Source organism: Streptomyces sp. NPDC099050 (assembly GCF_044759865.1).
In the GTDB taxonomy this organism is placed as follows: domain Bacteria; phylum Actinomycetota; class Actinomycetes; order Streptomycetales; family Streptomycetaceae; genus Streptomyces.
This window is the reverse complement of the sequence record NZ_JBIWAE010000048.1, coordinates 1-23,662: the sequence shown is the minus strand read 5'-3', so window position 1 is coordinate 23,662 and position 23,662 is coordinate 1. Positions and strand designations below refer to the sequence as shown.

Here is a 23,662-nt window from a genome sequence, read left to right as displayed (position 1 = left end):
CCAGGCTGGAGGCCGTCAGGCCCTTGCCGAGGGAGGAAGCGACACCCCCGGTGACGAAGATGTGCTTGGTCGTCATGGCTGTGCTGTTTCGAAAAGCAGCGGACGGCTTCGCCAAGAGGGGGCTCCCGTGGGTCGCGAGGTGAGGTGCGTCCGGCGCCTGCCACCGTCGATCCGAAGGGGTCTCAGGGGGCGCCGAAGCTGCGGTTTCGGGGCTCCTGATTTGCACAGGCAGACCACCGGTCCACGGGATACCAGCCTATCAGCGCCCGGGCCGGTCCGCCTCCGGCCGCGCGGCGGGGGCGTCCCGTAGGGATGTCCGAGGGGCGTCCGAGGGGCATCCGAGGGGCGTTCGAGGGGCGTCCGGGACGATCTCCGCAGGGTCGGTCACCGCGGTATCGCCGACGCTCACCCGTTCGGCCGAACCTCATTGTTGCCAAGCTGACGGGGATCACTAGGGTGCCGTCTTGTCGTGCTCGGATCTCGATCACATCCCCGCCGAGCGACCCCGCGAACGGCGTAACCCGTCCGGTTCCGGAATCATGGGCTGGACGCGGCCATCCACATCACCGGAGAATCCGCGGCATCGCAATGCAAGCGCCCTTCGGGGCGGACGTGGCTGTTCGACTGGAGATGCAACGTGTCCGGGCGCATCGAGGATTACGCACTGATCGGCGACATGCAGACCGCGGCATTGGTCTGCCGGGACGGGGCGGTGGACTGGCTGTGCCTGCCACGCTTCGATTCCCATGCCGTCTTCGCGAGCATTCTCGGCACCGAGGACCACGGGTTCTGGCGGATCGGCCCGGCGTTCCCGGCCGGTACGGAGGCCCCCCGTGCCACCCGGCGCCGCTACCGCGGTGACTCGCTGGTCCTGGAATCCGAGTGGGACACCCCGCGCGGCACGGTCCGCGTGATCGATTTCATGCCGCCCCGCGAGGACCACGCACCGCAGATCATCCGCATCGTGGAGGGCATCAGCGGGCGCGTCCCCATGCGCTCCGCGCTGCGCATGCGCTTCAGTTACGGCCGGGTGGTGCCCTGGGTGCACCGGGTCGACGACCGGACCGTGGCCGTCGCGGGCCCCGACTCGGTCTGGCTGGACACCGAGGCGCAGACGTACGGCAAGGACCTGACGACGTACTCCGACTTCACCGTCGGGCCCGGCGACCGGATGGCCTTCTGCATCAGCTGGCAGCCCTCGCACAAGGAGCCGCCGCAGCCGCCCGAGGCCGAGGAGGCCCTGGAGGCCACCACCGAGTTCTGGCGGGACTGGGTCGAGCAGTGCACGTACCACGGCCCCTACCGGGAGGCGGTGATCCGCTCCCTGATCACCCTCAAGGCGCTCACGTACGCCCCCACGGGCGGCATCGTCGCCGCGCCCACCACCTCCCTCCCGGAGGAGATCGGCGGCAGCCGCAACTGGGACTACCGCTACACCTGGCTGCGCGACGCCGCCATCACCCTGTCCTCGCTGCTGCGCACCGGCTACCGCGAGGAGGCCTCCGCCTGGCGGGACTGGCTGCTGCGCGCGGTGGCCGGCGACCCGGAGAATCTGCAGATCATGTACGGGATCGCCGGTGAGCGCGAGCTCGGCGAGACCGAGCTCGACTGGCTGCCGGGCTACGAGAACTCCGGCCCTGTCCGGGTCGGCAACGGCGCCGCCGGCCAGCTCCAGCTCGACGTGTACGGCGAGGTCACCGAGGCCCTGCACCTGGGCCACATGACGGGCCTGGCGCGCAACGATTACGCCTCCCTGCTCCAGCTCAAGCTGATCCGCTACCTGGAGACCAACTGGGACCAGCCCGACGAGGGCATCTGGGAGGTCCGCGGCCCGCGCCGACACTTCGTGCACTCGAAGGTGATGGCGTGGGTGGCCGTGGACCGCACGATCAGGCTGATCGAGAGCGGGGACGCGGACGGGCCGCTGGAGCGGTGGCGCGAGATGCGCGACGAGATCCACCAGGACGTCTGCGAGAAGGGCTACGACAAGGAACGGAACACCTTCACGCAGTCCTACGGGTCCAAGGAGCTGGACGCGTCCCTCCTGCTGATCCCGCAGATGGGCTTCCTGCCGCCGGACGACAAGCGGGTGATCGGCACCATCGAGGCGATCCAGCGCGAGCTGTCCACCCCCGACGGCTTCATCCTGCGCTACCCGACGTCGGGCGAGGAGGCGGGCGTGGACGGTCTGGAGGGCGACGAGGGGGCCTTCCTGGCGTGCTCGTTCTGGATGGCCGACGACCTGGCGATGATCGGCCGGGTCGACGAGGCCCGCCGGCTCTTCGAGAAGCTGCTCGCGCTCCGCAACGACCTGGGCCTGCTGGCGGAGGAGTGGGATCCGAAGCTCCAGCGCCAGGTGGGGAACTTCCCCCAGGCCTTCAGCCACGTCCCCCTGATCGACACGGCCCTGCGGCTGACGGCGAGCGGGGCGTACGGGGGCTGACTACCCTGGAGGGGTCGTTCGCCTTTCCGCCGCTCCCGGAAGGGGGTAGCCATGGCTCCCCTCTCGAAGGCGGGCACGGCACTCGCCGAGCTCCGCGAGGACCTGTCCGGCACCGTCCTGGCTCCGGAGGATCCGGGGTACGACGAGGCCCGCGCCGTCCACAACGGGATGATCGACCGCCGGCCCGCCGTCATCGCGCAGTGCGAGAGCCCCGTGGACGTGGTGACCGCCGTGCGTTTCGCACGGCGGCTCGACCTGCCGGTCGCGGTGCGGGGCGGCGGCCACAGCGTGGCCGGGATGTCCCTCAACGACGGCGGCGTGGTCGTGGATCTGCGCCGCATGCGGGAGGTGACGGTCCATCCCGGGGCCTCGGCCGTCCGCGTCGGGGGCGGCGCCACGATGAGCGATCTGGACCGGGCCTGCGAGCGGTACGGACTGGCGACCACCGGCGGCCGCGTCTCCACCACCGGGGTGGGCGGCTTCGTGCTCGGCGGCGGCACCGGGTGGCTGGACCGCAAGTTCGGCCTGGCGGTGGACAACCTGCTCGCCGTGGACCTGGTGACGGCCGGCGGGGAGATGCTGACGGCGACCGCGGAGGACCACCCCGAGCTGTTCTGGGGGCTGCACGGCGGCGGCGGCAACTTCGGCATCGCGACCTCGCTGACCCTGCGGCTGCACGAGCTGCCGGTCATGTCCGTCGCGTTCCTGCTGTACCTGCCGGAGCGCGGGCCCGAGATGGTCCGTACGTACCGGGACGTCATGGAGGACGGGCCTCGCGAGGCCGGCGGCGGCGCCATCTACCTGACCGGCCCGCCCGAGGAGTTCGTCCCGCCGCACCTGGTCGGCCGGCTGCTGGCGGCCGCGCTGATCACGTACGCGGGACCCGAGGAGGAGCTGCGCCGGCTGGCCGCGCCGCTGCTGGCGATCCCGCACGAGGTGGAGATGGTGACCGCCATCCCCTACGCGGAACTCCAGTGCATGCTCGACGATCCGCCGGGCCTGCGGAACTACTGGTCGGCGGAGTACCTGACCGGGGTGCCCGACGCGTTCGTGGACGTCTTCTGCGCCCGCGCGGACTCGATGCCGGTGCCGAGCGGCACCCAGCACCTGATATGGCCCCAGGGCGGCGCGATCGCCGAGGGCCCGGCCGACTACCCGGTGTCCTTCCGCGACGCACCCTGGGCGGTGCACCCGTTCGCCGCCTGGGAGGACCCGGCCGACGACGACCGCTGCCGCCAGTGGGTCAAGGACGTCCGCGCCGACGTCCGGCCCTGGAGCACCGGCGCGGTCTACCTCAACTTCACCGGGGACGAGGGCGGAGACCGGGTGGTCGCCGGCCTCGGTGCGGAGAACATCCGGCGGCTGGGCCGGTTGAAGCGGGAGTACGACCCGGACAACGTCTTCTGCTTCAACCACAACATCGCGCCCGCCTGAGGCCCCGGGGCCCCGCGCCTTACATGAGGGCGGTGATCACCTCCTTCGCCGCCCGCTCCCCCTCGGTCGCCCCGCCTTCCATGAACCCCTGGAAGTCGTAGCTGCAGTGCTCGCCGCCGATGTGGATCCGGCCCTGCGCGGTGCCCTCGTACTTGGCGTACTTGTGCAGGTAGCCGGTCGGCCAGTACGAGTACGCGCCGAGCGCGTACGGATTGCGGTGCCAGGCCGATATCTGCGCCTTGCCGTTCCAGGCCGCCTTGGTGCCGGGGAAGAAGGCGTCGATCCCGGTGAGCATCCGGCCCGCGAGGGCGCGTACGTAGGGGTCGGAGTCGGTGGCGAAGGGGGTCGCCGGGGTGATCGCGCCGGCCAGGGTGCCGCCGCCGTACTGGAGCAGGATGCCGCCGTTGCCCGGCTGGACCTTGGTGGTGTCCCAGGTCTGCTGGACCTCGCTGTCGGTGAAACAGTCCCCGGCGGAGACCCCCGGCCAGGGGCCGGTGCCGCGCCAGGGGCGGCTGGTGAACTGCATGTTGAGCTTGGTGCAGTAGCCCATGCGTGCGTCGCGCAGCAGGTTCTTCATCAGCGGGTCGAAGCCGGCGCCGGTGATGTCGATCCGCTGGAGGACCGGCAGCGGCAGGCACAGGATGGTGTGGTCGGCGACGACCGTCCGGGTGGTGCCCGCGTCGTTGAAGGTCAGCGTCTGGGTGCCGTCGGCGGAGACGCGTACGGCCACCAGCTCGCGACCCATGACGGTCGAACCGGCGGGCAGGGCCTGGGCGATGGCGTTCGGCAGCTGGTCGTTGCCGCCCGTGATGTGGTAGCGCTCGTTGGACAGGCCCCAGACGTTGAAGTTGCCCGGGTTGGGCTGGTAGCCCATCAGCAGGACCAGCGCGAGGGCGGACTGCTGATCGGTGTCGGCCCCGTACTCGACGTTGTACGCCACGTCGATGAAGCGGCCGAGCTGCGAGCCGTGTCCGCCGGGGATCCGGGTCTCGATCCACTGGTGGATCGTCATGTTGTCGAGGGCGGTGCCCGCGGGGGTCGTCGAGTTCCAGGAGACCTCGCCGGCCTCCTGGAGGTCGCGGCGCAGGGCCTGGTAGACGGCGTTGAAGTCCTCGTCGGCGTGCTCGCGCGGGTAGTACGTGCCGTTGAACCAGAGGATCTCCTCCGCCCCGTTGGGGCCGCCGCCGAGGAAGTCCTCGGTGGGGAGGTTGAAGCGGCGGCACAGTTCGAGGATCTTCTTGTGGCTGGTGTCGATCAGCTCCCCGCCGATCTCGGAGGTCTGCCCGTAGGCCCACAGGGAGCGCTGGGTCCACATCCGGCCGCCGACGCGGGTCGGGTTGGCCTCGTAGAGCGTGAAGGGGACGCCGGCGTCCTTGAGGGTGAGGGCGGCTGTCAGCCCCGAGATGCCGGCGCCGACGATGGCGACGCGGGCGGGGGTGACGGGCTTCTTGTCGGGCGTGGCCTCCACGGCGTGGGCGAGCCCGGGGGCGGCCGCCGAGGCGACGGCGGCGCCGAGCCCGAGTGCGGCGGCGCGTCCCAGGAGCTGGCGGCGGGTGGAGCCGCGGACCTCGGCGACGGGCAGGCCCAGCTGCCGGGCGGCGGCGTGTTCGGCGGCGAGCTGACGGAGCGCGTGCATCAAGGGCGTACGGGCCATGGCGGTGGCTCCTTCTCAGACGTTCGCGGCGGAGGGCGCGGTGGACTGGTCGGCGGGCTCGTCGGTGCGCTCGGCGGCGTCCTCCAGGACGACGCGGCCGATGATCTCGTAGCGTGCGGGGGCCTTGTACTTCAGCCACAGCCCCAGTCCCAGCCCGCCGAAGAAGACGAGCCCGACGATCCACGGGATCAGGGTGAAGAAGAACGAGTCGGCGGCCAGCCCGGCGGCCGTCTTCATGTTGACCAGCAGCAGGACCACCACGGCGGCCATCGCGACGCCGCCGATCAGCGGGGCCGTGAAGGTGCGGAACCAGTGCCGGTCCTCGGGGTGGTTCTTGCGGAAGTAGCCGATCACCGCGAAGGAGCACAGGGTCTGGACGATGAGGATCGCCATGGTGCCGAGGATCGCGAGCAGCGTGTACAGGTGGATGTACGGGTCCTGCCCGGTCAGCCAGAACAGCGCGACCAGGCCGGTGGCGATGGCCGTCTGCACCGTGGAGGCGATGTACGGGGAGCCGTGCTTGGCGTGCGTACGGCCCAGGCCCGGGTGCAGGAAGCCCTCGCGGCCGATGGCGTAGAGGTAGCGGGCGGCGCACTGGTGGAAGGCCATGCCGCAGGCGAAGGAGCCGGTGAGCAGCAGCCACTGGAAGGCGTCGACGGCCCAGGCGCCAATGAAGGTCTGGGTGGGGGCGAAGAACAGGTCGAGCGGGCTCGCGGAGGCGGAGAGCTCCACGGACTTGGCCAGGCCGTTGCCGGCGATGGTCATCCAGGAGACGTAGATGTAGAAGAGGCCGACGCCGACGACGGAGATCAGGGTGGCCTTGGGGATGACCTTCTTCGGGTTCCGGGACTCCTCCCCGTACATGGCGGTGGACTCGAAGCCGACCCAGGACCAGAAGGCGAAGAAGAGGCCGAGCCCGGCGGAGGCGCCGGTGAAGGCGTTCTTGGGGTTGAGGGGTTCGACCGGGATCCCGTCCGGGCCGCCGCCCGCGATGAGCACGGCGGTGGCGACGGCGAAGAGCACGGCGATCTCGGCGATGAGCATCACGCCCAGCGCCTTGGCCGTGAGGTTGATGTCGAAGTGCGCGAGGGCCGCGGTGATCGCGAGCATGCCGGCCGCGTAGACGATCCAGGGCAGGTCTATGCCGAGCTGGTCGTGGACGGTGGTCTTGGTGAAGTAGGCGAAGACGCCGACGATCGAGGCCTCGAAGACGATGTAGGCCAGGACCGCGAGCATGCCGGAGGCCATGCCGGCGATCCGGCCGAGGCCGTGCGAGATGTACCCGTAGAAGGCGCCGGCCGCGGTGATCCGCTTGGCCATGGCCACGTAGCCGACGGCGAAGACGGTCAGGACGGCGGTCGCGAAGAGGTAGCCGGCGGGGGCGCCGATGCCGTTGCCGAAGCCGACGGCGATGGGCAGGTTGCCGGTCATCGCGGTGATGGGAGCGGCGGTGGCGACGGCCATGAAGACGACACCGACCAGGCCCACCGAATTGGCTTTCAGCCGCTGGACCTGGGGTGCGCCGCCGCCGGTGCTGCTATCCGTGCTCATGGCTCCTCGTTCCTGTGGTGAGGGCGCTCACTCTCTCCCCGCGTGACGTACGCCACAATCGGCATACAGTCCGATAATCTCCTTGTAGAGGCGACGAGTTGTCGGGCCGGATGGGGGTAGTGGGAACCCCGTAACCGCTCGGTGATGTGCACGGAACAAGAGCCCCGGTAGCGTCCGCCATATGGACAATCAGGGCGGGATCACGGTTCAGCGGGCACTTGAGCTGCCGGGGCTGCGCAGCGGACTTCCCGAGGTCGTGGCCTGCGCCGACCGGCTCGGCCGGACCGTCCGCTGGGTGCACGCGGGCGAGGTCCCCAACATCGCCTCCCTGCTCAAGGGCGGCGAGCTGCTGCTGACCACCGGCCTCGGCCTCGGCACCCGCCCCGCCGAGCAGCGCGCCTTCGTGCGCCGCCTCGCGGACCGGGGCATCGCCGCGCTGGTCGTCGAGCTGGGACCCCGATTCACCCGGCTCCCGGCGACCTTGGTGGAGACGGCGCGCGCCGTCGGCCTCCCCCTGGTCCAGCTGCACCGGGAGGTCCCCTTCGTGACCGTCACGGAGGAGGTCCACACCGAGATCGTCAACGGGCACTACGCCCTGCTCCAGCGCGCCGAGGAGGTCCACCGGCGCTGCACGGAAGCCCTGCTCGACGGCGGCGGGATCCCCCAAGTCCTGCACATCCTGGCGGACTTCACCGCGAACCCGGTCTTCCTGGAAACCCCCGACGGCCAGTTGCTGTACGCGGCGGGCCCGGTCGCCGGCGAGGCCGCGGCGGACCCGCTCCAGGTCTGGGAGGGCCTACGGGGCCAGCGCGATCCGGAGCCATCCGGCAACGCCGTGGTGGTCGACGTCCCGGGCGGCGGCCGCGGCACGGGCTCGGTGCGGGCCCGGCTGGTTCTGCTGGGGGTGTCCGCCCCACTGCTGCCCGTGCACCGGATGGCGGCGGAACGGACGGCCGGCGTACTGGCCGTCGTACTGATGCAGGCCCGGCAGGAGGACGAGCTGGCGGCGCGCGGCCGCGGCGACTTCCTCACGGACCTCGCCGAGGGACGGATCTCGGCGGAGGACGCCCCCGCCCAGGCCCGCGTCCTGGGCTTCAAGCCGGGCACCGGCCCGCTCCTGCCCATCGTCATGCGGCTGTCCTCGGACCTGGCCCCTTCCGGCAACTGGGCGGTCCTGGCCCGGGCCGTCCTGGAGGAGCTCGCCTCCGTGGGCGTACCGGTGCTCCTCGGCGTCCGCCCGGTGGAGGGCCGCGTCCCCCTCCTGGTCTCCCTGCGCTCCGACGCCGAGCGCACGACCGTGTCCGACCGGGTCGCGGTGGCCCTGCGGACCGGCGTGGAGCGGGCGGGCCTGGACCGTGCGGGGGCCGCGCCGGCGGTGGTCGTCGGCGTGTGCGGCGGCTGGGCGACGGTCTCGGCGGGCCTGCGCCACGCGGCCGAGACGGCCACGGCCGCGCACGGACTCCCCGCCCGCCCCTGGTACGACGCCCGCCGCCTGGACATCGACCTGCTGCTGTGGCGGCTGCGCGAACACCCCGACCTGGCGGCCTTCGTGGACCGCGCGATCGGCGCCCTGCGCGTCCACGACACGGCCTCCCGGCCGCCGCTCCTCCCCACCCTGGAGACCTACCTGGCCCACGCGGGCCGCAAGGCGGAGACCGCGCGCGAGCTCCACCTGAACCGCCAGACCCTGTACAACCGCCTGGCCCGCATCTCGGAGCTCCTGGGCGCGGACCTGGACGACCCGGAAACCGTCCTCTCCCTGAGCCTGGCCCTCCGCGCCCGCCGCCACGCCATTCCTTCTTGACGCGAACTCCGACCGGACGGGGTTACTGCCACCGCCGTCCCGGCGCGGGCCCGGTGGGCGGATGCGGGTCGGTCGGCCCTGCGGGGCTGGGTCCCCTACCCGCCCTTCCCCCGTTCCCCGGGCCGGCCCGGCCCCCGGCACACCCCAGCCCCGCCGGCGCTTGAGGCGCAGGGCCCGGGGACTGGTCCCCGGCAACACCGCCGGACAAGAACCCGCCAGGGCTACCGCAGACGCGACATCAGCTCGTCGTACACCGACAGGACCTGCGCCACCGTGTCGTCCTCCGACGGCCACGTCAGGGCCTGGGCCCGCCCTGCCACCGCCAGCTCCCCCCGCCGCGCGGGATCCGCCAGCAGCCCGGCCACCGCAGCGGCCAGCGCCCCCGCGTCCCCGTAAGGCACCAGCACGCCCGCCGCCCCCACCAGTTCCGGCACCCCGCCCACCGCCGTGGCCACCAACGGCACGCCCACCCGCAGCGCCTCCTGCGCGAGCGGCGACCGCGCCTCCCACCGGCTGGGCAGCACCGCGACATCGGCCGCCGCGAGCAGCCGCGCGGCATCCCGCCGCTGCCCGAGCAGCCGCACCGGCAGGTGCTCCGACTGGATGCGCCGCGCGAGCTCCGCCCGCATCGGGCCCTCTCCCGCGATGACCAGCAGCGGCATCGGGTCCAGGTTGCGCCACTCCCGCGCCGCGTCCAGCAGGACGGAGTACCCGCGCCGCGGCACCAGGCTCCCGACCGCGATCAGCAACGGCCGCTCCACGGCGCCGAGTTCCGCCCGCACCTTCCCGTGGTCCGAAGCATCCGAAACACCGGAGGGCTCAGTGCCGGTGGCAGCCACCGCCACCGCCACCGCCGCCAGCCGCGCGTCCCGCGCCCCCCGCAGCCGCGCCAGGTCCACCTGCGCCGAGGAGGCGCCGAGAACGATCGCGGCGGCCCGGGCGACGTGCCGTTCCAGCAGCAGGCTGAGGCGGCCGCCGCCGGGGCCGGCGCCGTGCCAGCTCACGACCAGGGGGACCCGCCGCCCGCGCAGGGCCAGCGCCGCGCGCATGCCCGCCCGTACGCCGTGCGCGTGCACCACGTCGGCCTCGACGCACGCGGCCCGCAGCGCGCTCACCGCGTCCGGGGTGAACCTCGCCCCGGCGCCGGTGAAGTCGTACTCCCCCTCCGACTCGACGGGCCCGCACACGGTGACCCGTACGCCGCGCGCGGCGAGCCCGGTGGCCAGGGACCGCACGTGCGCACCACCGCTCACGCCGCCGAGCACCTGGACGGTGCGAAGGACGGGGACGGGGACCGGGGAGCTGCTCACGGGCCGAAGCTCCAGGGTGAGGGAGGAAGAGGCAGGACGTCGCTCAGAATGCCAGTCCGCACGCGCGTTCCGGGACCATACGGGTGCGGATCCCGTGTGAGATACCGCCACGACCCCCTGATCCTCACCCACACGGGCTATCCGGGCGCCAGCGGGCTGACCCTGATGGCCCGGCCGACAACGAGAACCCTTACTCCGGGCTCCGGGCCGCCGCCAGCAGCTCTTCCGCGTGCGCCCGCGCCGACGCCGAGTCCTCGTGGCCGGCCAGCATCCGCGACAGCTCGCGGATCCGGGCCTCGCCCTCCAGGACGGTGACGCCACTGCGGGTCACGGACCCGTCGTTGGTCTTCTCGACCAGCAGCTGCCGGTCCGCGAAGGCCGCCACCTGCGGCAGGTGCGTGACGACCACGACCTGCGCCACCTTGGCCAGCTTCGCGAGCCGCCGCCCGACCTCCACGGCCGCCTTGCCGCCGACGCCCGCGTCGACCTCGTCGAAGAGGTACGTCGGCACCGGGTCGGAGCCGGCGAAGACGACCTCGACGGCGAGCATCACCCGGGACAGCTCGCCGCCCGAGGCGCCCTTGGCGATCGGCCGCGGCTGGGCGCCGGGGTGCGGGGCCAGCAGCAGTTCGACCTCGTCGACGCCGGAGGGCCCGTACGCGACGAGCCGGCCGCCGACCTCGACCCCCTCGGGGTCCTCGGTCTGCCGGACGTCGATGGTGACCCGTGCGTGCGGCATCGCCAGGGAGGCCAGCTCCTCGGTGACCGCGGAGGCGAAGCGGGTCGCGGCCTCGTTCCGTGCGTCGGTCAACGCCTGGGCCAGCGCGGAGAGTTCGAGCCGCAGCCCGTCCCGCTCGGCGGTCAGCTCGTCGATCCGCTCGTCGTCGCCGTCCAGCTCCAGCAGCCGTACGGAACCGTGTTCGGCCCACTCAAGGACGGAGTCCACGCCGTTCTCGGCGGATCCGTACTTGCGGATCAGCTGGGTCAGCGCCGCCCGCCGCTCCTCCACGGCCGCGAGGCGCAGCGGGTCGGCGTCCAGGTCGTCCGCGTACCCGGCGAGTTCCCCGGCCACGTCCCCGAGCAGGATGCCCAGTTCCCCGATCCGCTCGGCGAGCGCGCCGAGCGCCGGGTCGTGGGAGCGTACGGATTCCAGTGCGCGGTGCGCCCCGGCGACGAGTGCGCCCGCGTCGACGCCCTCCGGGTCCTCGACGTTGCCCGCGAGGGCCGCGTGCGCGACCTGGGCGGCCGAGGACAGGGATTCGGCGTGCCCGAGCCGCTCCGCCTCCGCGGCCAGCTCGGTGTCCTCGCCCGAGAGCGGTTCCACGGCGGCGATCTCGTCGAGCCCGAAGCGCAGCAGATCGGCTTCCTGGGCGCGTTCCCGGGCCCGGGTGGTGATCTCCTCCAGCTCCCCGGCGACGGCGCGCAGCCGGCGGTGGGCGGCCGCGTACTTCTCCAGGGGGACGGCGACGGCGTCGCCCGCGTACCGGTCGAGGGCCTGGCGCTGCCGGGCGGGCCGGAGCAGGCCCTGCTGGTCGGTCTGGCCGTGGACGGCGACGAGGTCGTCGGCGAGCTCGGCGAGCAGCCCGACGGGCACGGAGCGGCCGCCGACGTGGGCGCGCGAGCGGCCCTCGGCGGAAACGGTCCGGCTGATCAGCAGGGCGCCGTCGTCGAGCTCGGCTCCGGCCTCCTCGGCGCGCAGCGCGGCGGGGGCGTCCGGGCGCATGACGATGCGCCCTTCGACGACCGCCGCCTTGGCCCCGATCCGCACCAGGGCGGGGTCGGCCCGTCCGCCGAGCAGCAGCCCGAGGCTGGTGACGACCATGGTCTTGCCCGCGCCGGTCTCGCCGGTCACCGCGGTGAAACCGGGTGACAGCTCGACCACAGCGTCGTCGATGACCCCGAGCGACCGTATCCGCATCTCCTCAAGCACGGGACGACGATACCGAGGTTTCATGGGTGCCATGTGACGTCACCCGCCCGAACCAACTCGAACAATCATGCTATTTGCGTACGCGGGTGCTGCCGGGGGCACGGAACGGGCCGTGTCCCCGTACGCCACAGCCCTAGTGCGGCGCCCCGCGCCACCCCGACACCGGCAGCGCGAACTTCGCGACGAGCCGGTCGGTGAACGACGCGTGGTGCAGCCGGGCGAGCCGCACCGGCACCGTGCCCCGCCGGACCTCCACGCGGGCCCCGGCCGGCAGCTCCACCGTCCGCCGCCCGTCGCACCACAGCACCCCGTGCGGGGTCCCGGTCTGCACCTCCACGGCCAGCACCGAGTCCGGCGAGGTCACCAGCGGCTTGGCGAACAGCGCGTGCGCGCTGATCGGCACCATCAGCAGCGCCTCCACCTCCGGCCAGACCACCGGCCCGCCCGCCGAGAAGGCGTACGCAGTCGAGCCCGTCGGCGTCGCGCAGACGATCCCGTCGCAGCCGAAGCCGGACACCGGGCGCCCGTCGATCTCCAGGACCACCTCCAGCATCCGCTCCGGGGACACCTTCTGGACGGCCGCCTCGTTCAGCGCCCAGTCCCGGTGCACGACGTCCCCGTTGGTCCGCACGATCACGTCGAGGGTCATCCGTTCCTCGACCTCGTACTCCCGCGTCACGACCCGGTCCACGACCTTGTCCAGGTCGTCCCGTTCCGCCTCCGCGAGGAAGCCCACCCGGCCCAGGTTGACGCCGAGCATCGGCACCCCCGAGCCGCGCGCGAACTCCGCGCCGCGCAGCAGCGTCCCGTCGCCGCCGAGCACGATCAGCAGCTCGCACCCGTCGAGCACCTCCGGGGTGCACTCGGACTCCGCCACCAGCTCCACCTCGGGCGGCAGCGGCAGGTCCACCGCCTCGTGCCGCAGCACCCGTACGCCCAGCCCGCTGCGCAGCAGCCCCTGCACCACCAGCTCGGCGCTGCGGATGGCCGCCGGCCGCCCGGTGTGCGCGAGCAGGAAGACGGTCCGCTTCCCCGACGCCCCCGCCCCCGGCTCTTCCGACTTCCCTGACTCCCCCGACTGTGCCGGGTCCCCCGAAAGATCACTCACTGCGGCCCCTCCGCCACTGCACGATCGACATCCGCCGGGTCGAGTACCGGTGCCCCCGCCCGCAGCCACAGAAAATACTCGACGTTGCCCGAGGGGCCCGGGAGCGGGCTCGCGGTCACCCCGAGCACGCCCAGGCCCAGCTTCCACGCCTGCGCCGCGACGTCCCGCACGGCCTCGGCCCGCAGCTCCGTACTGCGCACCACTCCACCGCTGCCGAGCCGGTCCTTGCCCACCTCGAACTGCGGCTTCACCATCAGCACCAGATCCGCGTCGGGCGCGCAGCAGCGTACGAGCGCCGGCAGCACCAGCCCGATCGAGATGAAGGACAGATCGCCGACGACCAGGTCCACGGGCACCCCGTCGATCAGCTCCACCGTCAGCTCGCGCACGTTGGTGCGGTCCTTGACGGTGACCCGGTCGTCGCTCTGCAGGGACCAGGCGAGCTGCCCGTAGCCGACGTCCACGGCCATCACGTGCTCCACCCCGGCGCGCAGCAGCACGTCGGTGAACCCGCCGGTCGAGGCGCCCGCGTCCAGCGCCCGGCGGCCCTCCACCCGGAGCCCCTCGGGCTGGAAGGCCGCGAGCGCCCCCGCGAGCTTGTGGCCGCCCCGGGAGACGTAGTCGGGGTCGCTGTCGTCCTTGAGGACGACGAGGGCCGCGCTGGTCTCGACCTGGGTGGCCGGCTTCGTCGCCGTGTTGCCGCCCACGGTCACCCGGCCGGCGGCGATCAGCTGCGCGGCGTGCTCGCGCGAGCGGGCCATGCTGCGGCGTACCAGTTCGGCGTCCAGGCGGCGGCGTGCCACTCCTGCCACGATCGGTTCAGCTCCTGTTTTCGTCACGACGGGGGCCTTCGGTCGCGTCCAGCGCGGTCAGCGCGGAGCGCAGCCCCCTGTGCACATCCTCGTACACCTCGACGTGTCCGTCCGCCGGGAGGTGGTCCACGTCCGCCAGCCGCTCCAGCGCGGCGTCCGCTCCGGCGTGCCCGGTGGGAGTGCGTACGCGCCCCAGCGCGGCCGGTCCGGCGGGCTCTCCGGGCGCGCCGGGCTCGCCGGGCTCGCCGGGCGCGTCCGGATCCCGGACCTCGTCGGGCACTTCTTCGTTCATGCCCCCGACGCTACCGCGTAGGCCGCCCGCGGCCGCGCACGGCTCTGCGGTACGGTCGGGATCACGATGGCTACGATCGAGGAGTGCCGTGCGGCACTCGACCAACTCTCCGACAACCTGGCACGGGCCGAAGGCGACGTGCGCGGTGCGACCGCGCTCGACCGCTCGCTGAGCTGCCACATCACCGACCTGGACCGGACCTTCACCGGCCGCCTCGACGGAGGCAGGATCCGCGTGGACGCGGTGGCTCCGGGCCCGCCGGCCGCCAAGGCCGAGATCCGGCTCGCGATGACCGGCGACGACCTGGTCTCCATGGTCGTCGGCGACCTGAAGTTCCCCAAGGCCTGGGCCTCGGGCCGGATCCGCCTGGAAGCGGGCTTCCGCGACCTCCTGCGCCTGAAGAGCATGCTCTGAATCAGCCCCGCCGGCGTTCGAGCCGCGAGGTCCGGGGCTGAGCCCCGGGAAGCGGCACCGCACCCACCTACTCGGCGTGCTCCACCACCGGCCGACGGGCCACCCGCGCCGCCGGAATCACCAGCGGCGTCCCCGTCTCCGGGTCGGGAATGACCTGGCACCGCAGCCCGAACACCCGCTCCACCAGCTCCGCCGTGACCACCTCGGCCGGCGGCCCCTCGGCCACGACCTTGCCGTCCCGCATCGCGATCAGGTGGGTGGCGTAACGCGCCGCGTGGTTCAGATCGTGCAGCACGGCGACCAGCGTCCGCCCCTGCTCCTCGTGCAGCTCCGCGCAGAGGTTCAGCACCTCGATCTGGTGCTGGATGTCCAGATAGGTCGTCGGCTCGTCCAGGAGCAGCAGCGGCGTCTGCTGCGCCAGCGCCATCGCGATCCACACCCGCTGGCGCTGTCCGCCCGACAGCTCGTCCACCGCCCGGTCCGCGAGCTCGGCGACCCCGGTGGAGGCCATCGACTCCTCCACGATCCGCTCGTCCTCCCCCGACCACTGCCGCAGCAGCCCCTGGTGCGGGTAGCGGCCCCGCGCGACCAGGTCCGAGACCGTGATGCCGTCCGGGGCGATCGAGGACTGCGGCAGCAGTCCCAGCGTCTTGGCGACCTTCTTCGCCGGCATCGACCCGATCGCCTGACCGTCCAGCAGCACCCGGCCCGCCGTCGGCTTCAGCATCCGCGACAGGGCGCGCAGCAGGGTGGACTTGCCGCAGGCGTTGGGTCCGACGATCACGGTGAAGGAGCGGTCCGGGATCTCCACCGACAGGTTCTCGGCGATGACCCGCTGGTCGTAGCCGAGGGTCACGTTCTCCGCGGTCAGCCGCTGCACTTGCCTGCTCCTCTGGTTGCTCATGCCCTTCCGGTCCCTCTGGTCGCTCATATGCGGCCCGCCCTGCGCTCGGTGACGAGCAGCCAGAGCAGGTAGCAGCCGCCGACCAGCCCCGTCACCACCCCCACCGGCAACTGGTCGGCGCCGAAGGCCCGCTGTGCGGCCCAGTCGGACACCAGCAGCAGGAGGGCGCCCATCAGCGCGCCGGTCAGCGGACTCGCACCCGGCGAGCGGGTCAGCCGGCGCGCGAGCTGCGGCGCGGCCAGCGCGACGAAGCTGATCGGCCCGGCCGCGGCGCTGGCCGCGGTGGTGAGCAGGATCGCCGCCACCATCAGCAGCAGCCGGGTCCGCTCCACCCGCACCCCGACGGCGTACGCCGCGTCGTCGCCCATCTCGATCATCCGCAGGGCCCTGCTCTGGCCGAGGACCAGCGGGAACAGCACCGCGCAGGTGGCGAGCAGCGGCCAGACCTGCGCCCAGTCCCGCCCGGCCAGCGAGCCGGTCAGCCAGACCATCGCGCGGGTGGCCTCGACGAGCTGCGCCTTCGTCAGGAGGTACTGGATGACGGCGACCAGCATCGCGGAGGCACCGATGCCGACGAGGACCAGCCGGTAGCCGTGGATGCCCTGCTTGTACGCGAGCAGGTACACGGCGATTCCGGCCACCAGCCCGCCCACGAGGGCCCCGAAGGCCACCTCGCCGGCGCCGCCGTGGAACAGCACGATGACCAGCAGCGCGCCGACGGCCGATCCGTAGCCGAAGCCCAGTACGTCCGGCGAGCCGAGCGGGTTGCGCGAGACGGACTGGAAGACGGCTCCGGCCATGCCGAGGGCCGCGCCCACCAGCAGGCCGACCAGGACCCGCGGCAGCCGCAGGTCGTTGACGATGAACTCGTGCGCGGGCGTGCCGTTGCCCAGCAGGGTCTGTACGACGTCCCAGGGGGCGATGTCGAAGTCGCCGGTGCCGATGAGCAGGACGGCCGTCGCCGCCACGAGCACCAGGAGCAGCGCCCCGACGGCCAGCGCGCGCCGCTCCACGCGCAGCGAGATCCCGCCGGGCAGGCGCACCGGCCGTGGCCCGGTACGGCCCCTGCGCGCCGTGTCGGGTGCGTCGGTCACTGTCACAGCTGGGCCATCCTCTTGCGCCGGACGAGGTAGATGAAGACGGGGCCGCCGAGCAGCGCGGTGACGATGCCGACCTGGAGTTCGGCGGGCCGGGTCACGACGCGGCCGACGACGTCGGCGCCGAGCAGCAGGACGGGCGAGAGCACCGCCGAGTACGCGAGCACCCAGCGCATGTCCGGGCCGGTGAAGAACCGTACGAGGTGCGGGATCATCAGGCCGACGAACACGATCGGCCCGCAGGCCGCGGTCGCGGCCCCGCACAGCAGGGTGATGGCGATCATCGCGCCGATCCGGGTCCGCGTCAGGTGCGCGCCGAGCGCCCGCGCGGTGTCGTCGCCCATGGCCATGGCGTTGAGCGGCCGGCCGAGGCCGAGCGCGAGGACGGCGCCGACCACCAGGAAGGGGGCCACCTGCCGGACGGTGTCCATGTTCGCGGAGGCCAGCGAGCCCACGGTCCAGAAGCGGAGCTTGTCCAGCGCCTTGCTGTCCATCAGCTGCACGGCGTTGATGTACCCGACGAGGGCCGCGGTGGCCGCCGTACCGGCGAGCGCCAGGCGCACGGGCGTGGCGCTGCGGCTGCCGCCGAGCACGTACACGACCACGGAGACGACCGCGGCGCCGAGGAAGGCCCACCACACGAACTCGCTCAGCGAGGACGCCCCGAAGAAGCTGATGGCGGATACGACGGCCGCCGCGGCCCCCGCGTTGACGCCGAGGATGCCCGGCTCCGCCAGCGGATTGCGGGTCAGGGCCTGCATCACGGCGCCGGACAGTCCGAGGCCGAGGCCGACGAGCACGCCCAGCACCGTCCGGGGGACCCGCAGGTCTCGTACGACGACGTCGGAGGCCGTCCCGGAGTAGTGGAACAGGCCGTGCCAGACCTCGTGGAGGGGCATCTGCTTGGCGCCGACGGCGATGCTCGCCACCACGATCAGCGCTAGCACGCCGAAGGCGGCGAGCAGACCGGCGGCTCGCGCACCGTGGCGCGAGCGGGTGGCGGCGGCCGGCGCCGCGCTCGGTTCGGGGGGACTCTGGACCAACACGGAAGTTAGGTTAGCCTACCCTCCACCCTGCTCGGCTCCCCCGAACACCCCTCCGACCAGGGCCCCGACCCCTGCCGCCCGCCCCCACCAGCCCAGGCCCCGGCGGGCCCCCGGCCCCGGCAGCCCCAGGTCCCACCAGCCCTGACCCCGGCAGGCCCCCGGCCCTGACCCCGCCGGCCCCGGCCCAGGTCCCGGCCCCGGCAGCCCCCGGCCCAGGTCCCGCAGGCCCCGGCCCCACCAGCCCAGGTCCCGCCGGCCTCAATCCCTACAGCCCCAGCCGGGCGAGCGCCTTCCCCGCGTCCAGCCCGCACGAGCCGTCCCCCGCCTGCGTCCAGGCCGCCGCGCACAGCGCGCGCAGCCCGTCCATCGCACCGTCGCCGCCGTCGCCGTCGTCCTCGCCGCGCAGCTCCAGTACGCCGTCCAGCGCCACCGCGGTCCACTCCCCGCAGCGGAACCCGCCCCCGGCCGCCGGCACCACCTCCGGCTGCCCGGTCAGCAGCCCGCGCAGGTCCCGGTCCACGTACGTCGGCCGGTACTTCGGTTCCGCCCGCAGCAGCTGCGCCCCATCCGTCACCCCGGTCAGCACCAGCAGCGAGTCCACGTCCCCGTTGAAGGCGCCCTCGATGTCGGTGTCCAGCCGGTCACCGACCACCAGCGGCCGCTTCGCCCCGGTACGCAGCACGGTCTCGCGGTGCATCGGGGGCAGCGGCTTGCCCGCCACCTGCGGCTCCGCGCCCGTGGCGATCCGTACGACCTCCACGGCGGCCCCGTTGCCCGGTGCGATGCCCCGCGCCCCCGGAATCGTCAGGTCGGTGTTCGAGGCGTACCACGGCACCCCGCGGTTGATCGCGTACGAGGCCTCCGCGAACCGCCCCCACGGCAGATCGGGCCCTCCGTACCCCTGCACCACCGCGGCGAGCCCCTCGTCCTCGGCGGAGTCCACCGGCACCAGCCCGCGTTCGCGCAGCGCGACCCGCAGCCCCTCGCCACCGATGACCAGCACCTTCGCCCCGGGCTCCACCTGTTCGGCGATGAGCCGGGCCACCGCCTGCGCGGAGGTGATCACCTCGCCGGCCTCCGTCGGGATGCCCAGCTCGCTCAGATGCTCGGCGACCGCGTCCGGAGTGCGCAGCGCGTTGTTCGTCACATAGGCCAGGTGCATCCCGTCGGCCCGGGCCGCCGCGAGCGAGTCCACGGCGTGCGCGATGGCCTCTCCGCCCGCGTACACCACCCCGTCGAGGTCCAGCAGAGCCGTGTCGTACGCCTGGTGCAGACTGCGCTCACTACCCGCGGGAAGGGTCCTGCTCTGCCGGGTCATGGTGTCCGCTCCTCCTGGGGCCCCTCACAGCGGTGACTGGGGGGAGATCGATCTTGTCCGGTTTCCGTACTCCCCCGATCATCCCGCATGGCGAGACGGGTCTTACGATTCACCAATGACCACATCTGGCACCGCGGAGCACGGACTGCGCCTGATCCCGTTCCATGGCCTGCGCTATGTCCCCGAGCGCGTCGGCAGCCTGGCCGCCGTGACCTCGCCGCCGTACGACGTGGTCGTGCGCCCCGACGGACTCAACCACCTGGAGTCCGCGGACCCCCACAACATCGTCCGCCTGATCCTCCCGCAGGCCGACACCCCCGCCGCCCGCAACCAGCAGGCGGCGCACACCCTGCGCGACTGGCTCGCCGAGGGCATCCTCAGCGCCGATCCCGTCCCCGCGCTCTACGTCTACGAGCAGCGCCGGGGCGAGCTCCTCCAGCGCGGGGTCATCGGGGCCCTCGCCCTCTCCACGGCGGACGCCGGCATCGTCCTCCCCCACGAGGACGTCATGCCGCACGTGGTCACCGACCGCGCCGGCCTGATGCGCGCCACCTCGGCCAACCTCGAACCGCTCCTGCTGACCTACCTGGGCGAAGATCCGACGACGGGCGCGGCCGCGGTCGTCGAGCGCACCGCCCGCTCCACCCCGCTGTTCTCCACCACCACCGAGGACGGCTTCCAGCACCGCCTCTGGGCGATCACGGCCCCCGCCGACCTGGCGGCGATCACCGCCGACCTGGGCGAGCGCCAGGCCCTCATCGCCGACGGCCACCACCGCTGGGCCACGTACCTGCGCCTCCAGGAGGAGCACGGCTCCCCCACCCCCTGGGACTTCGGCCTGGTCCTCCTCGTCGACACCGCCCGCTACCCGCTCCAGGTCCGCGCGATCCACCGGCTGCTCCGGCGCCTGGCCCCGGCCGACGCCCTGGCCGCCCTCGACGGCCGTTTCCGGGTCCGCAGCGTCGACGGCCCGCTGCCGGCCGCCATGGCGGCCCTGGCCGAGGCCGCGGAGCTCAGCAACGCCTTCCTGCTCACCGGCGACGGCACCTTCCACCTGGTCACCGACCCGGAGCCGGCCCTGATCGAGCGCACGGTCCGGGGCGACCGCCCCGAGGCCTGGCGCCGGCTGGACGCCACGGTCCTCCACGCGACCCTGCTGGACACGCTCTGGTCCGTCCCCGACGCCCCCGACCAGATCTCGTACATCCACGACACCGAGGCCACGGTCGAGATGGCGGAGCGCCTCGGCGGCACGGCCGTCCTGCTGCACCCCGTACGCGAGGCGGTCGTACGGGAACTGGCCCGCCAGGGCGTGACGATGCCCCGCAAGTCCACCTCCTTCGGCCCGAAGCCGGCCACGGGCCTGGTCCTGCGCAGCGTGGACTGAAAGGTCCCCCGGCCAACAAAAAAGGGCGGTACCCCCATCGGGGGTACCGCCCTTCTCAGCTCACTCAGCCGTCGTCGCGGACTCCGGCCTCACGACGGTCGTCGTCCTCGTCGAGAACGACGATCTCGTCGGTGACGTCGACATCGGCGTCACCTTCGTACTCGTCGTCGTCCTCGTCGTAGTACTCGGCCTGGTCGGAGGCACGCTCGGCCGCCACGACCTCCGGGTCGTCGTCGTCCTCGTCCTCGTCCTCGTGCTCGTCCTCGTCCTCGTCCTCATCGTCGAACGCGTCGTCGACCTCGACGTCCGCGTCCGAGTCCGAGTCCTCGGCGGAGGCGTCGACGAACTCGACACCGTCCAGCTCGGCGAGCCGGTCGGAAGCGTCCGTGGACCCGTCCTTGTCGGCCTCGAGGGTCTTGGCGAACCACTCGCGCGCCTCGTCCTCACGACCGGCCGCCAGCAGGGCGTCGGCGTAGGCGTACCGCAGACGCGCGGTCCACGGCTGCACGGAGTTGGAGGCCAGCTCCGGGCTCTGCAGGGTCACGATGGCAGCGTCGAGCTGGTCCATGTCCCGGCGGGCACCGGCCGCGACCAGACGCATCTCGACCTGTCCGGCCTTGTCCAGCTTCTGCACCTCGGGCTCGCCGGCCATGGCCAGCGCCCGCTCCGGACGGCCGAGGCCGCGCTCGCAGTCGGCGATGACGGGCCACAGCTCGACCGAACCGGTCATCCGCTTGGCGGCGCGGAACTCCGCGATCGCCTCGGCGTACTTCTGGTTGGCGTACGCGGCGAAGCCGGCGGCTTCGCGCACGGCGGCGACACGGGAGGCCAGACGCAGGGCGATGCGCGAGTACGCGTACGCCTGCTCCGGGTCCTCGTCGATCAGCCGGGCCACCATGACCAGGTTCTTGGAGACTTCCTCGGCCAGGCCCTTGGGCAGGCTCAGCAGCTCCTGGCGAACGTCGGAGTCGATCTCGAAACCGGTGACGTCGTCATCGATCGGAAGCCGCTTGACCGGGTCCCGGTCCGCACGGAAGTCACGGTCGCCACCACGGTCGTCACGACCACGGAACCCACCACGGTCGCCACCGCGGTCATCACGACGCGGGTACGACGGACGATCGCCACCGGAAGGCCGGTCGTCACGACGCGGGTAGGAGGGGCGGTCGCCGCCACGGTCGTCACGGCCGCCACGGAATCCACCGCGGTCGTCATCACGACGGGGGTACGACGGACGGTCGCCACCGGAGGGCCGGTCATCGCGACGCGGGTACGACGGACGGTCACCGCGGTCGTTGCCACGGAAGCCACCACCAGTGGGGCGGTCGCCACGGTCATCGCGGCGGAACCCGCCACCGGAGGGACGGTCCCCACCAGAAGGCCGGTCGTCACGACGGGGGTACGACGGACGGTCGCCACCACGGTCATCACGGCCGCCACGGAACCCACCGCGGTCGTCATCACGACGCGGGTACGACGGACGGTCGCCCCGGTCGTTCCCACGGAAACCGCCACCGGAGGGACGGTCGCCGCCACGGTCATCGCGGCGGAAGCCGCCGCCGGAGGGACGGTCCCCACCAGAAGGCCGGTCATCGCGACGCGGGAAGGACGGGCGGTCGCCGCCACGGTCGTCACGGCCGCCACGGAATCCACCACGGTCGTCATCACGACGCGGGTACGAGGGACGGTCGCCACCGGAGGGCCGGTCATCGCGACGCGGGTACGACGGACGGTCACCGCGGTCGTTCCCACGGAACCCACCACCGCTGGGACGGTCGCCACCACGGTCATCGCGGCGGAAGCCGCCACCGGAAGGACGGTCCCCACCAGAAGGCCGGTCATCGCGACGCGGGTACGAGGGACGGTCGCCACCGGAGGGCCGGTCATCGCGACGCGGGTACGAGGGACGGTCGCCACCGGAGGGCCGGTCATCGCGACGCGGGTACGAGGGACGGTCACCACGGTCGTTGCCACGGAAGCCACCACCAGTGGGGCGGTCGCCACGGTCGTCACGACGGAAGCCACCACCGGAGGGACGGTCCCCACCAGAGGGCCGGTCGTCACGACGGGGGTACGACGGACGGTCGCCACCACGGTCATCACGGCCGCCACGGAACCCGCCACGGTCGTCATCACGACGCGGGTACGACGGACGGTCACCGCGGTCGTTCCCACGGAAACCGCCACCGGAGGGACGGTCGCCACCACGGTCATCGCGGCGGAACCCGCCACCGGAGGGACGGTCCCCACCAGAAGGCCGGTCATCGCGACGCGGGAAGGACGGGCGGTCGCCGCCGCCGGCCGGACGGCCGCCACGGTCGTCCCGGCGGAACCCGCCACCGGAGGGACGGTCCCCACCAGAAGGCCGGTCATCGCGACGCGGGAAGGACGGGCGGTCGCCGCCGCCGGCCGGACGGCCGCCACGGTCGTCCCGGCGGAACCCGCCACCGGAGGGACGGTCCCCACCAGAAGGCCGGTCATCGCGACGCGGGTACGACGGGCGGTCGCCGCCGCCGGCCGGACGGCCGCCACGGTCGTCCCGGCGGAAGCCACCGCCGGAAGGACGGTCCCCACCGGAGGGACGGTCATCGCGACGGAAAGGCGGACGGTCGCCGCCACGGTCGTCACGGCCCCCGCGGTAGCCGCCCCTGTCACCGCCGTCGTTGCGCCGAGGCTCGCGCTCCGGACGATCGTCGGGAGAGTTGGACATGGGTGTGACTCCTGTCTTCGGGGTACCGCTAGTCATTCTCGCGCAACCAACCCATGGCCGCGCTTCGGCGTAAAGCTGCGTGAAGCTACTTAAAGCTCCGGAAAACAAAAAAGACCCCTGCTCCAGCGTTGAACGCTGGACCAGGGGTCCTTTGAAAAATTGTTCGGCGGTGTCCTACTCTCCCACAGGGTCCCCCCTGCAGTACCATCGGCGCTGAAAGGCTTAGCTTCCGGGTTCGGAATGTAACCGGGCGTTTCCCTAACGCTATGACCACCGAAACCCTAATCGGTTTCGAGCGAACAAGCACACTTTGTAGTTATGTTCTAGCTCTAGAAACCAGCAACAGTTCGTTGCTTCAGAACTAACACAGTGGACGCGAGCAACTGAGGACAAGCCCTCGGCCTATTAGTACCAGTCAGCTCCACCCGTTACCGGGCTTCCACATCTG

Annotated in this window: 17 protein-coding genes, 1 rRNA gene and 1 pseudogene; 5 read left to right on the top strand and 14 right to left on the bottom strand. The window is 72.7% G+C overall.

What is annotated here, in order from left to right; translation table 11 throughout:
* Nucleotides 1-637 precede the first annotated feature (637 nt).
* Entirely contained in the window at nucleotides 638-2,443 is a 1,806-nt protein-coding gene (locus ACIQV3_RS39665) for a glycoside hydrolase family 15 protein (protein WP_403721984.1), read from the top strand.
* A 51-nt stretch (nucleotides 2,444-2,494) separates the two neighbouring features.
* The gene (locus ACIQV3_RS39660) at nucleotides 2,495-3,877 is read left to right on the top strand and encodes an FAD-binding oxidoreductase (RefSeq protein WP_403721982.1); all 1,383 of its coding nucleotides are present in this window, start codon (nucleotides 2,495-2,497) and stop codon (nucleotides 3,875-3,877) included.
* A 19-nt stretch (nucleotides 3,878-3,896) separates the two neighbouring features.
* Here the strand turns inward: ACIQV3_RS39660 and ACIQV3_RS39655 are convergent, their stop codons facing one another.
* Nucleotides 3,897-5,531: a flavin monoamine oxidase family protein gene (locus ACIQV3_RS39655; RefSeq protein WP_403721980.1), complete on the bottom strand. Its 1,635-nt coding sequence runs from the start codon at nucleotides 5,529-5,531 to the stop codon at nucleotides 3,897-3,899.
* A gap of 15 nt (nucleotides 5,532-5,546) precedes the next feature.
* Nucleotides 5,547-7,082 carry an APC family permease gene (locus ACIQV3_RS39650; RefSeq protein WP_403721978.1) on the bottom strand — a complete coding sequence of 512 codons (1,536 nt, stop codon included), beginning with the start codon at nucleotides 7,080-7,082 and terminating at the stop codon, nucleotides 5,547-5,549.
* A 181-nt stretch (nucleotides 7,083-7,263) separates the two neighbouring features.
* Here ACIQV3_RS39650 and ACIQV3_RS39645 point away from each other — a divergent pair, with 181 nt between their 5' ends.
* Complete coding sequence (locus tag ACIQV3_RS39645) at nucleotides 7,264-8,886, top strand: PucR family transcriptional regulator (RefSeq protein WP_403721977.1); 1,623 nt, start codon at nucleotides 7,264-7,266, stop codon at nucleotides 8,884-8,886.
* Between the two features lie 221 nt (nucleotides 8,887-9,107).
* On the opposite strand, the gene ACIQV3_RS39640 is transcribed toward ACIQV3_RS39645, so the two are convergent.
* The 5 genes from ACIQV3_RS39640 to ACIQV3_RS39620 all read right to left on the bottom strand — a co-directional run bounded on the left by ACIQV3_RS39640 (nucleotide 9,108) and on the right by ACIQV3_RS39620 (nucleotide 14,338).
* Nucleotides 9,108-10,196 (bottom strand): glycosyltransferase family 4 protein, encoded by a 1,089-nt coding sequence (locus ACIQV3_RS39640; protein ID WP_403721974.1) that lies wholly within the window; start codon nucleotides 10,194-10,196, stop codon nucleotides 9,108-9,110.
* 190 nt (nucleotides 10,197-10,386) lie between these two features.
* Nucleotides 10,387-12,114, bottom strand: coding sequence for a DNA repair protein RecN (gene recN / locus ACIQV3_RS39635; protein WP_403721990.1), 1,728 nt, complete (start codon nucleotides 12,112-12,114; stop codon nucleotides 10,387-10,389).
* Nucleotides 12,115-12,259: 145 nt separating this feature from the next.
* Nucleotides 12,260-13,234: an NAD kinase gene (locus tag ACIQV3_RS39630; RefSeq protein WP_403721972.1), complete on the bottom strand. Its 975-nt coding sequence runs from the start codon at nucleotides 13,232-13,234 to the stop codon at nucleotides 12,260-12,262.
* Nucleotides 13,231-14,046 (bottom strand): TlyA family RNA methyltransferase, encoded by an 816-nt coding sequence (locus ACIQV3_RS39625; protein WP_403721970.1) that lies wholly within the window; start codon nucleotides 14,044-14,046, stop codon nucleotides 13,231-13,233. The genes ACIQV3_RS39630 and ACIQV3_RS39625 overlap by 4 nt, the downstream gene beginning before the upstream one ends.
* Before the next feature lie 7 nt (nucleotides 14,047-14,053).
* Nucleotides 14,054-14,338 carry a hypothetical protein gene (locus tag ACIQV3_RS39620; protein ID WP_403721968.1) on the bottom strand — a complete coding sequence of 95 codons (285 nt, stop codon included), beginning with the start codon at nucleotides 14,336-14,338 and terminating at the stop codon, nucleotides 14,054-14,056.
* A gap of 66 nt (nucleotides 14,339-14,404) precedes the next feature.
* Here ACIQV3_RS39620 and ACIQV3_RS39615 point away from each other — a divergent pair, with 66 nt between their 5' ends.
* Nucleotides 14,405-14,752 (top strand): sterol-binding protein, encoded by a 348-nt coding sequence (locus ACIQV3_RS39615; RefSeq protein ID WP_403721964.1) that lies wholly within the window; start codon nucleotides 14,405-14,407, stop codon nucleotides 14,750-14,752.
* A gap of 67 nt (nucleotides 14,753-14,819) precedes the next feature.
* On the opposite strand, the gene ACIQV3_RS39610 is transcribed toward ACIQV3_RS39615, so the two are convergent.
* The 4 genes from ACIQV3_RS39610 to ACIQV3_RS39595 all read right to left on the bottom strand — a co-directional run bounded on the left by ACIQV3_RS39610 (nucleotide 14,820) and on the right by ACIQV3_RS39595 (nucleotide 19,117).
* On the bottom strand, nucleotides 14,820-15,683 hold the full coding sequence (locus ACIQV3_RS39610) for an ABC transporter ATP-binding protein (protein ID WP_403721960.1): 864 nt from the start codon (nucleotides 15,681-15,683) through the stop codon (nucleotides 14,820-14,822).
* Nucleotides 15,680-16,756 carry a FecCD family ABC transporter permease gene (locus ACIQV3_RS39605; protein ID WP_403721957.1) on the bottom strand — a complete coding sequence of 359 codons (1,077 nt, stop codon included), beginning with the start codon at nucleotides 16,754-16,756 and terminating at the stop codon, nucleotides 15,680-15,682. Before ACIQV3_RS39605 ends, ACIQV3_RS39610 begins: the two co-directional genes overlap by 4 nt.
* On the bottom strand, nucleotides 16,753-17,796 hold the full coding sequence (locus tag ACIQV3_RS39600; RefSeq protein ID WP_403721988.1) for a FecCD family ABC transporter permease: 1,044 nt from the start codon (nucleotides 17,794-17,796) through the stop codon (nucleotides 16,753-16,755). Before ACIQV3_RS39600 ends, ACIQV3_RS39605 begins: the two co-directional genes overlap by 4 nt.
* A 268-nt stretch (nucleotides 17,797-18,064) precedes the next feature.
* Nucleotides 18,065-19,117 (bottom strand): HAD-IIA family hydrolase, encoded by a 1,053-nt coding sequence (locus ACIQV3_RS39595; protein WP_403721954.1) that lies wholly within the window; start codon nucleotides 19,115-19,117, stop codon nucleotides 18,065-18,067.
* A 115-nt stretch (nucleotides 19,118-19,232) separates the two neighbouring features.
* Here ACIQV3_RS39595 and ACIQV3_RS39590 point away from each other — a divergent pair, with 115 nt between their 5' ends.
* On the top strand, nucleotides 19,233-20,504 hold the full coding sequence (locus ACIQV3_RS39590; protein ID WP_403721952.1) for a DUF1015 family protein: 1,272 nt from the start codon (nucleotides 19,233-19,235) through the stop codon (nucleotides 20,502-20,504).
* Nucleotides 20,505-20,568: 64 nt separating this feature from the next.
* Here the strand turns inward: ACIQV3_RS39590 and ACIQV3_RS39585 are convergent, their stop codons facing one another.
* The 3 genes and pseudogenes from ACIQV3_RS39585 to rrf all read right to left on the bottom strand — a co-directional run bounded on the left by ACIQV3_RS39585 (nucleotide 20,569) and on the right by rrf (nucleotide 23,492).
* Entirely contained in the window at nucleotides 20,569-21,450 is an 882-nt protein-coding gene (locus ACIQV3_RS39585; protein ID WP_403721986.1) for a hypothetical protein, read from the bottom strand.
* Nucleotides 21,451-22,086: 636 nt separating this feature from the next.
* A pseudogene (locus tag ACIQV3_RS39580) lies at nucleotides 22,087-23,199 on the bottom strand (hypothetical protein); the annotation flags it as partial.
* 176 nt (nucleotides 23,200-23,375) lie between these two features.
* Nucleotides 23,376-23,492, bottom strand: a 5S ribosomal RNA gene (gene rrf, locus ACIQV3_RS39575).
* Nucleotides 23,493-23,662: the final 170 nt, after the last annotated feature.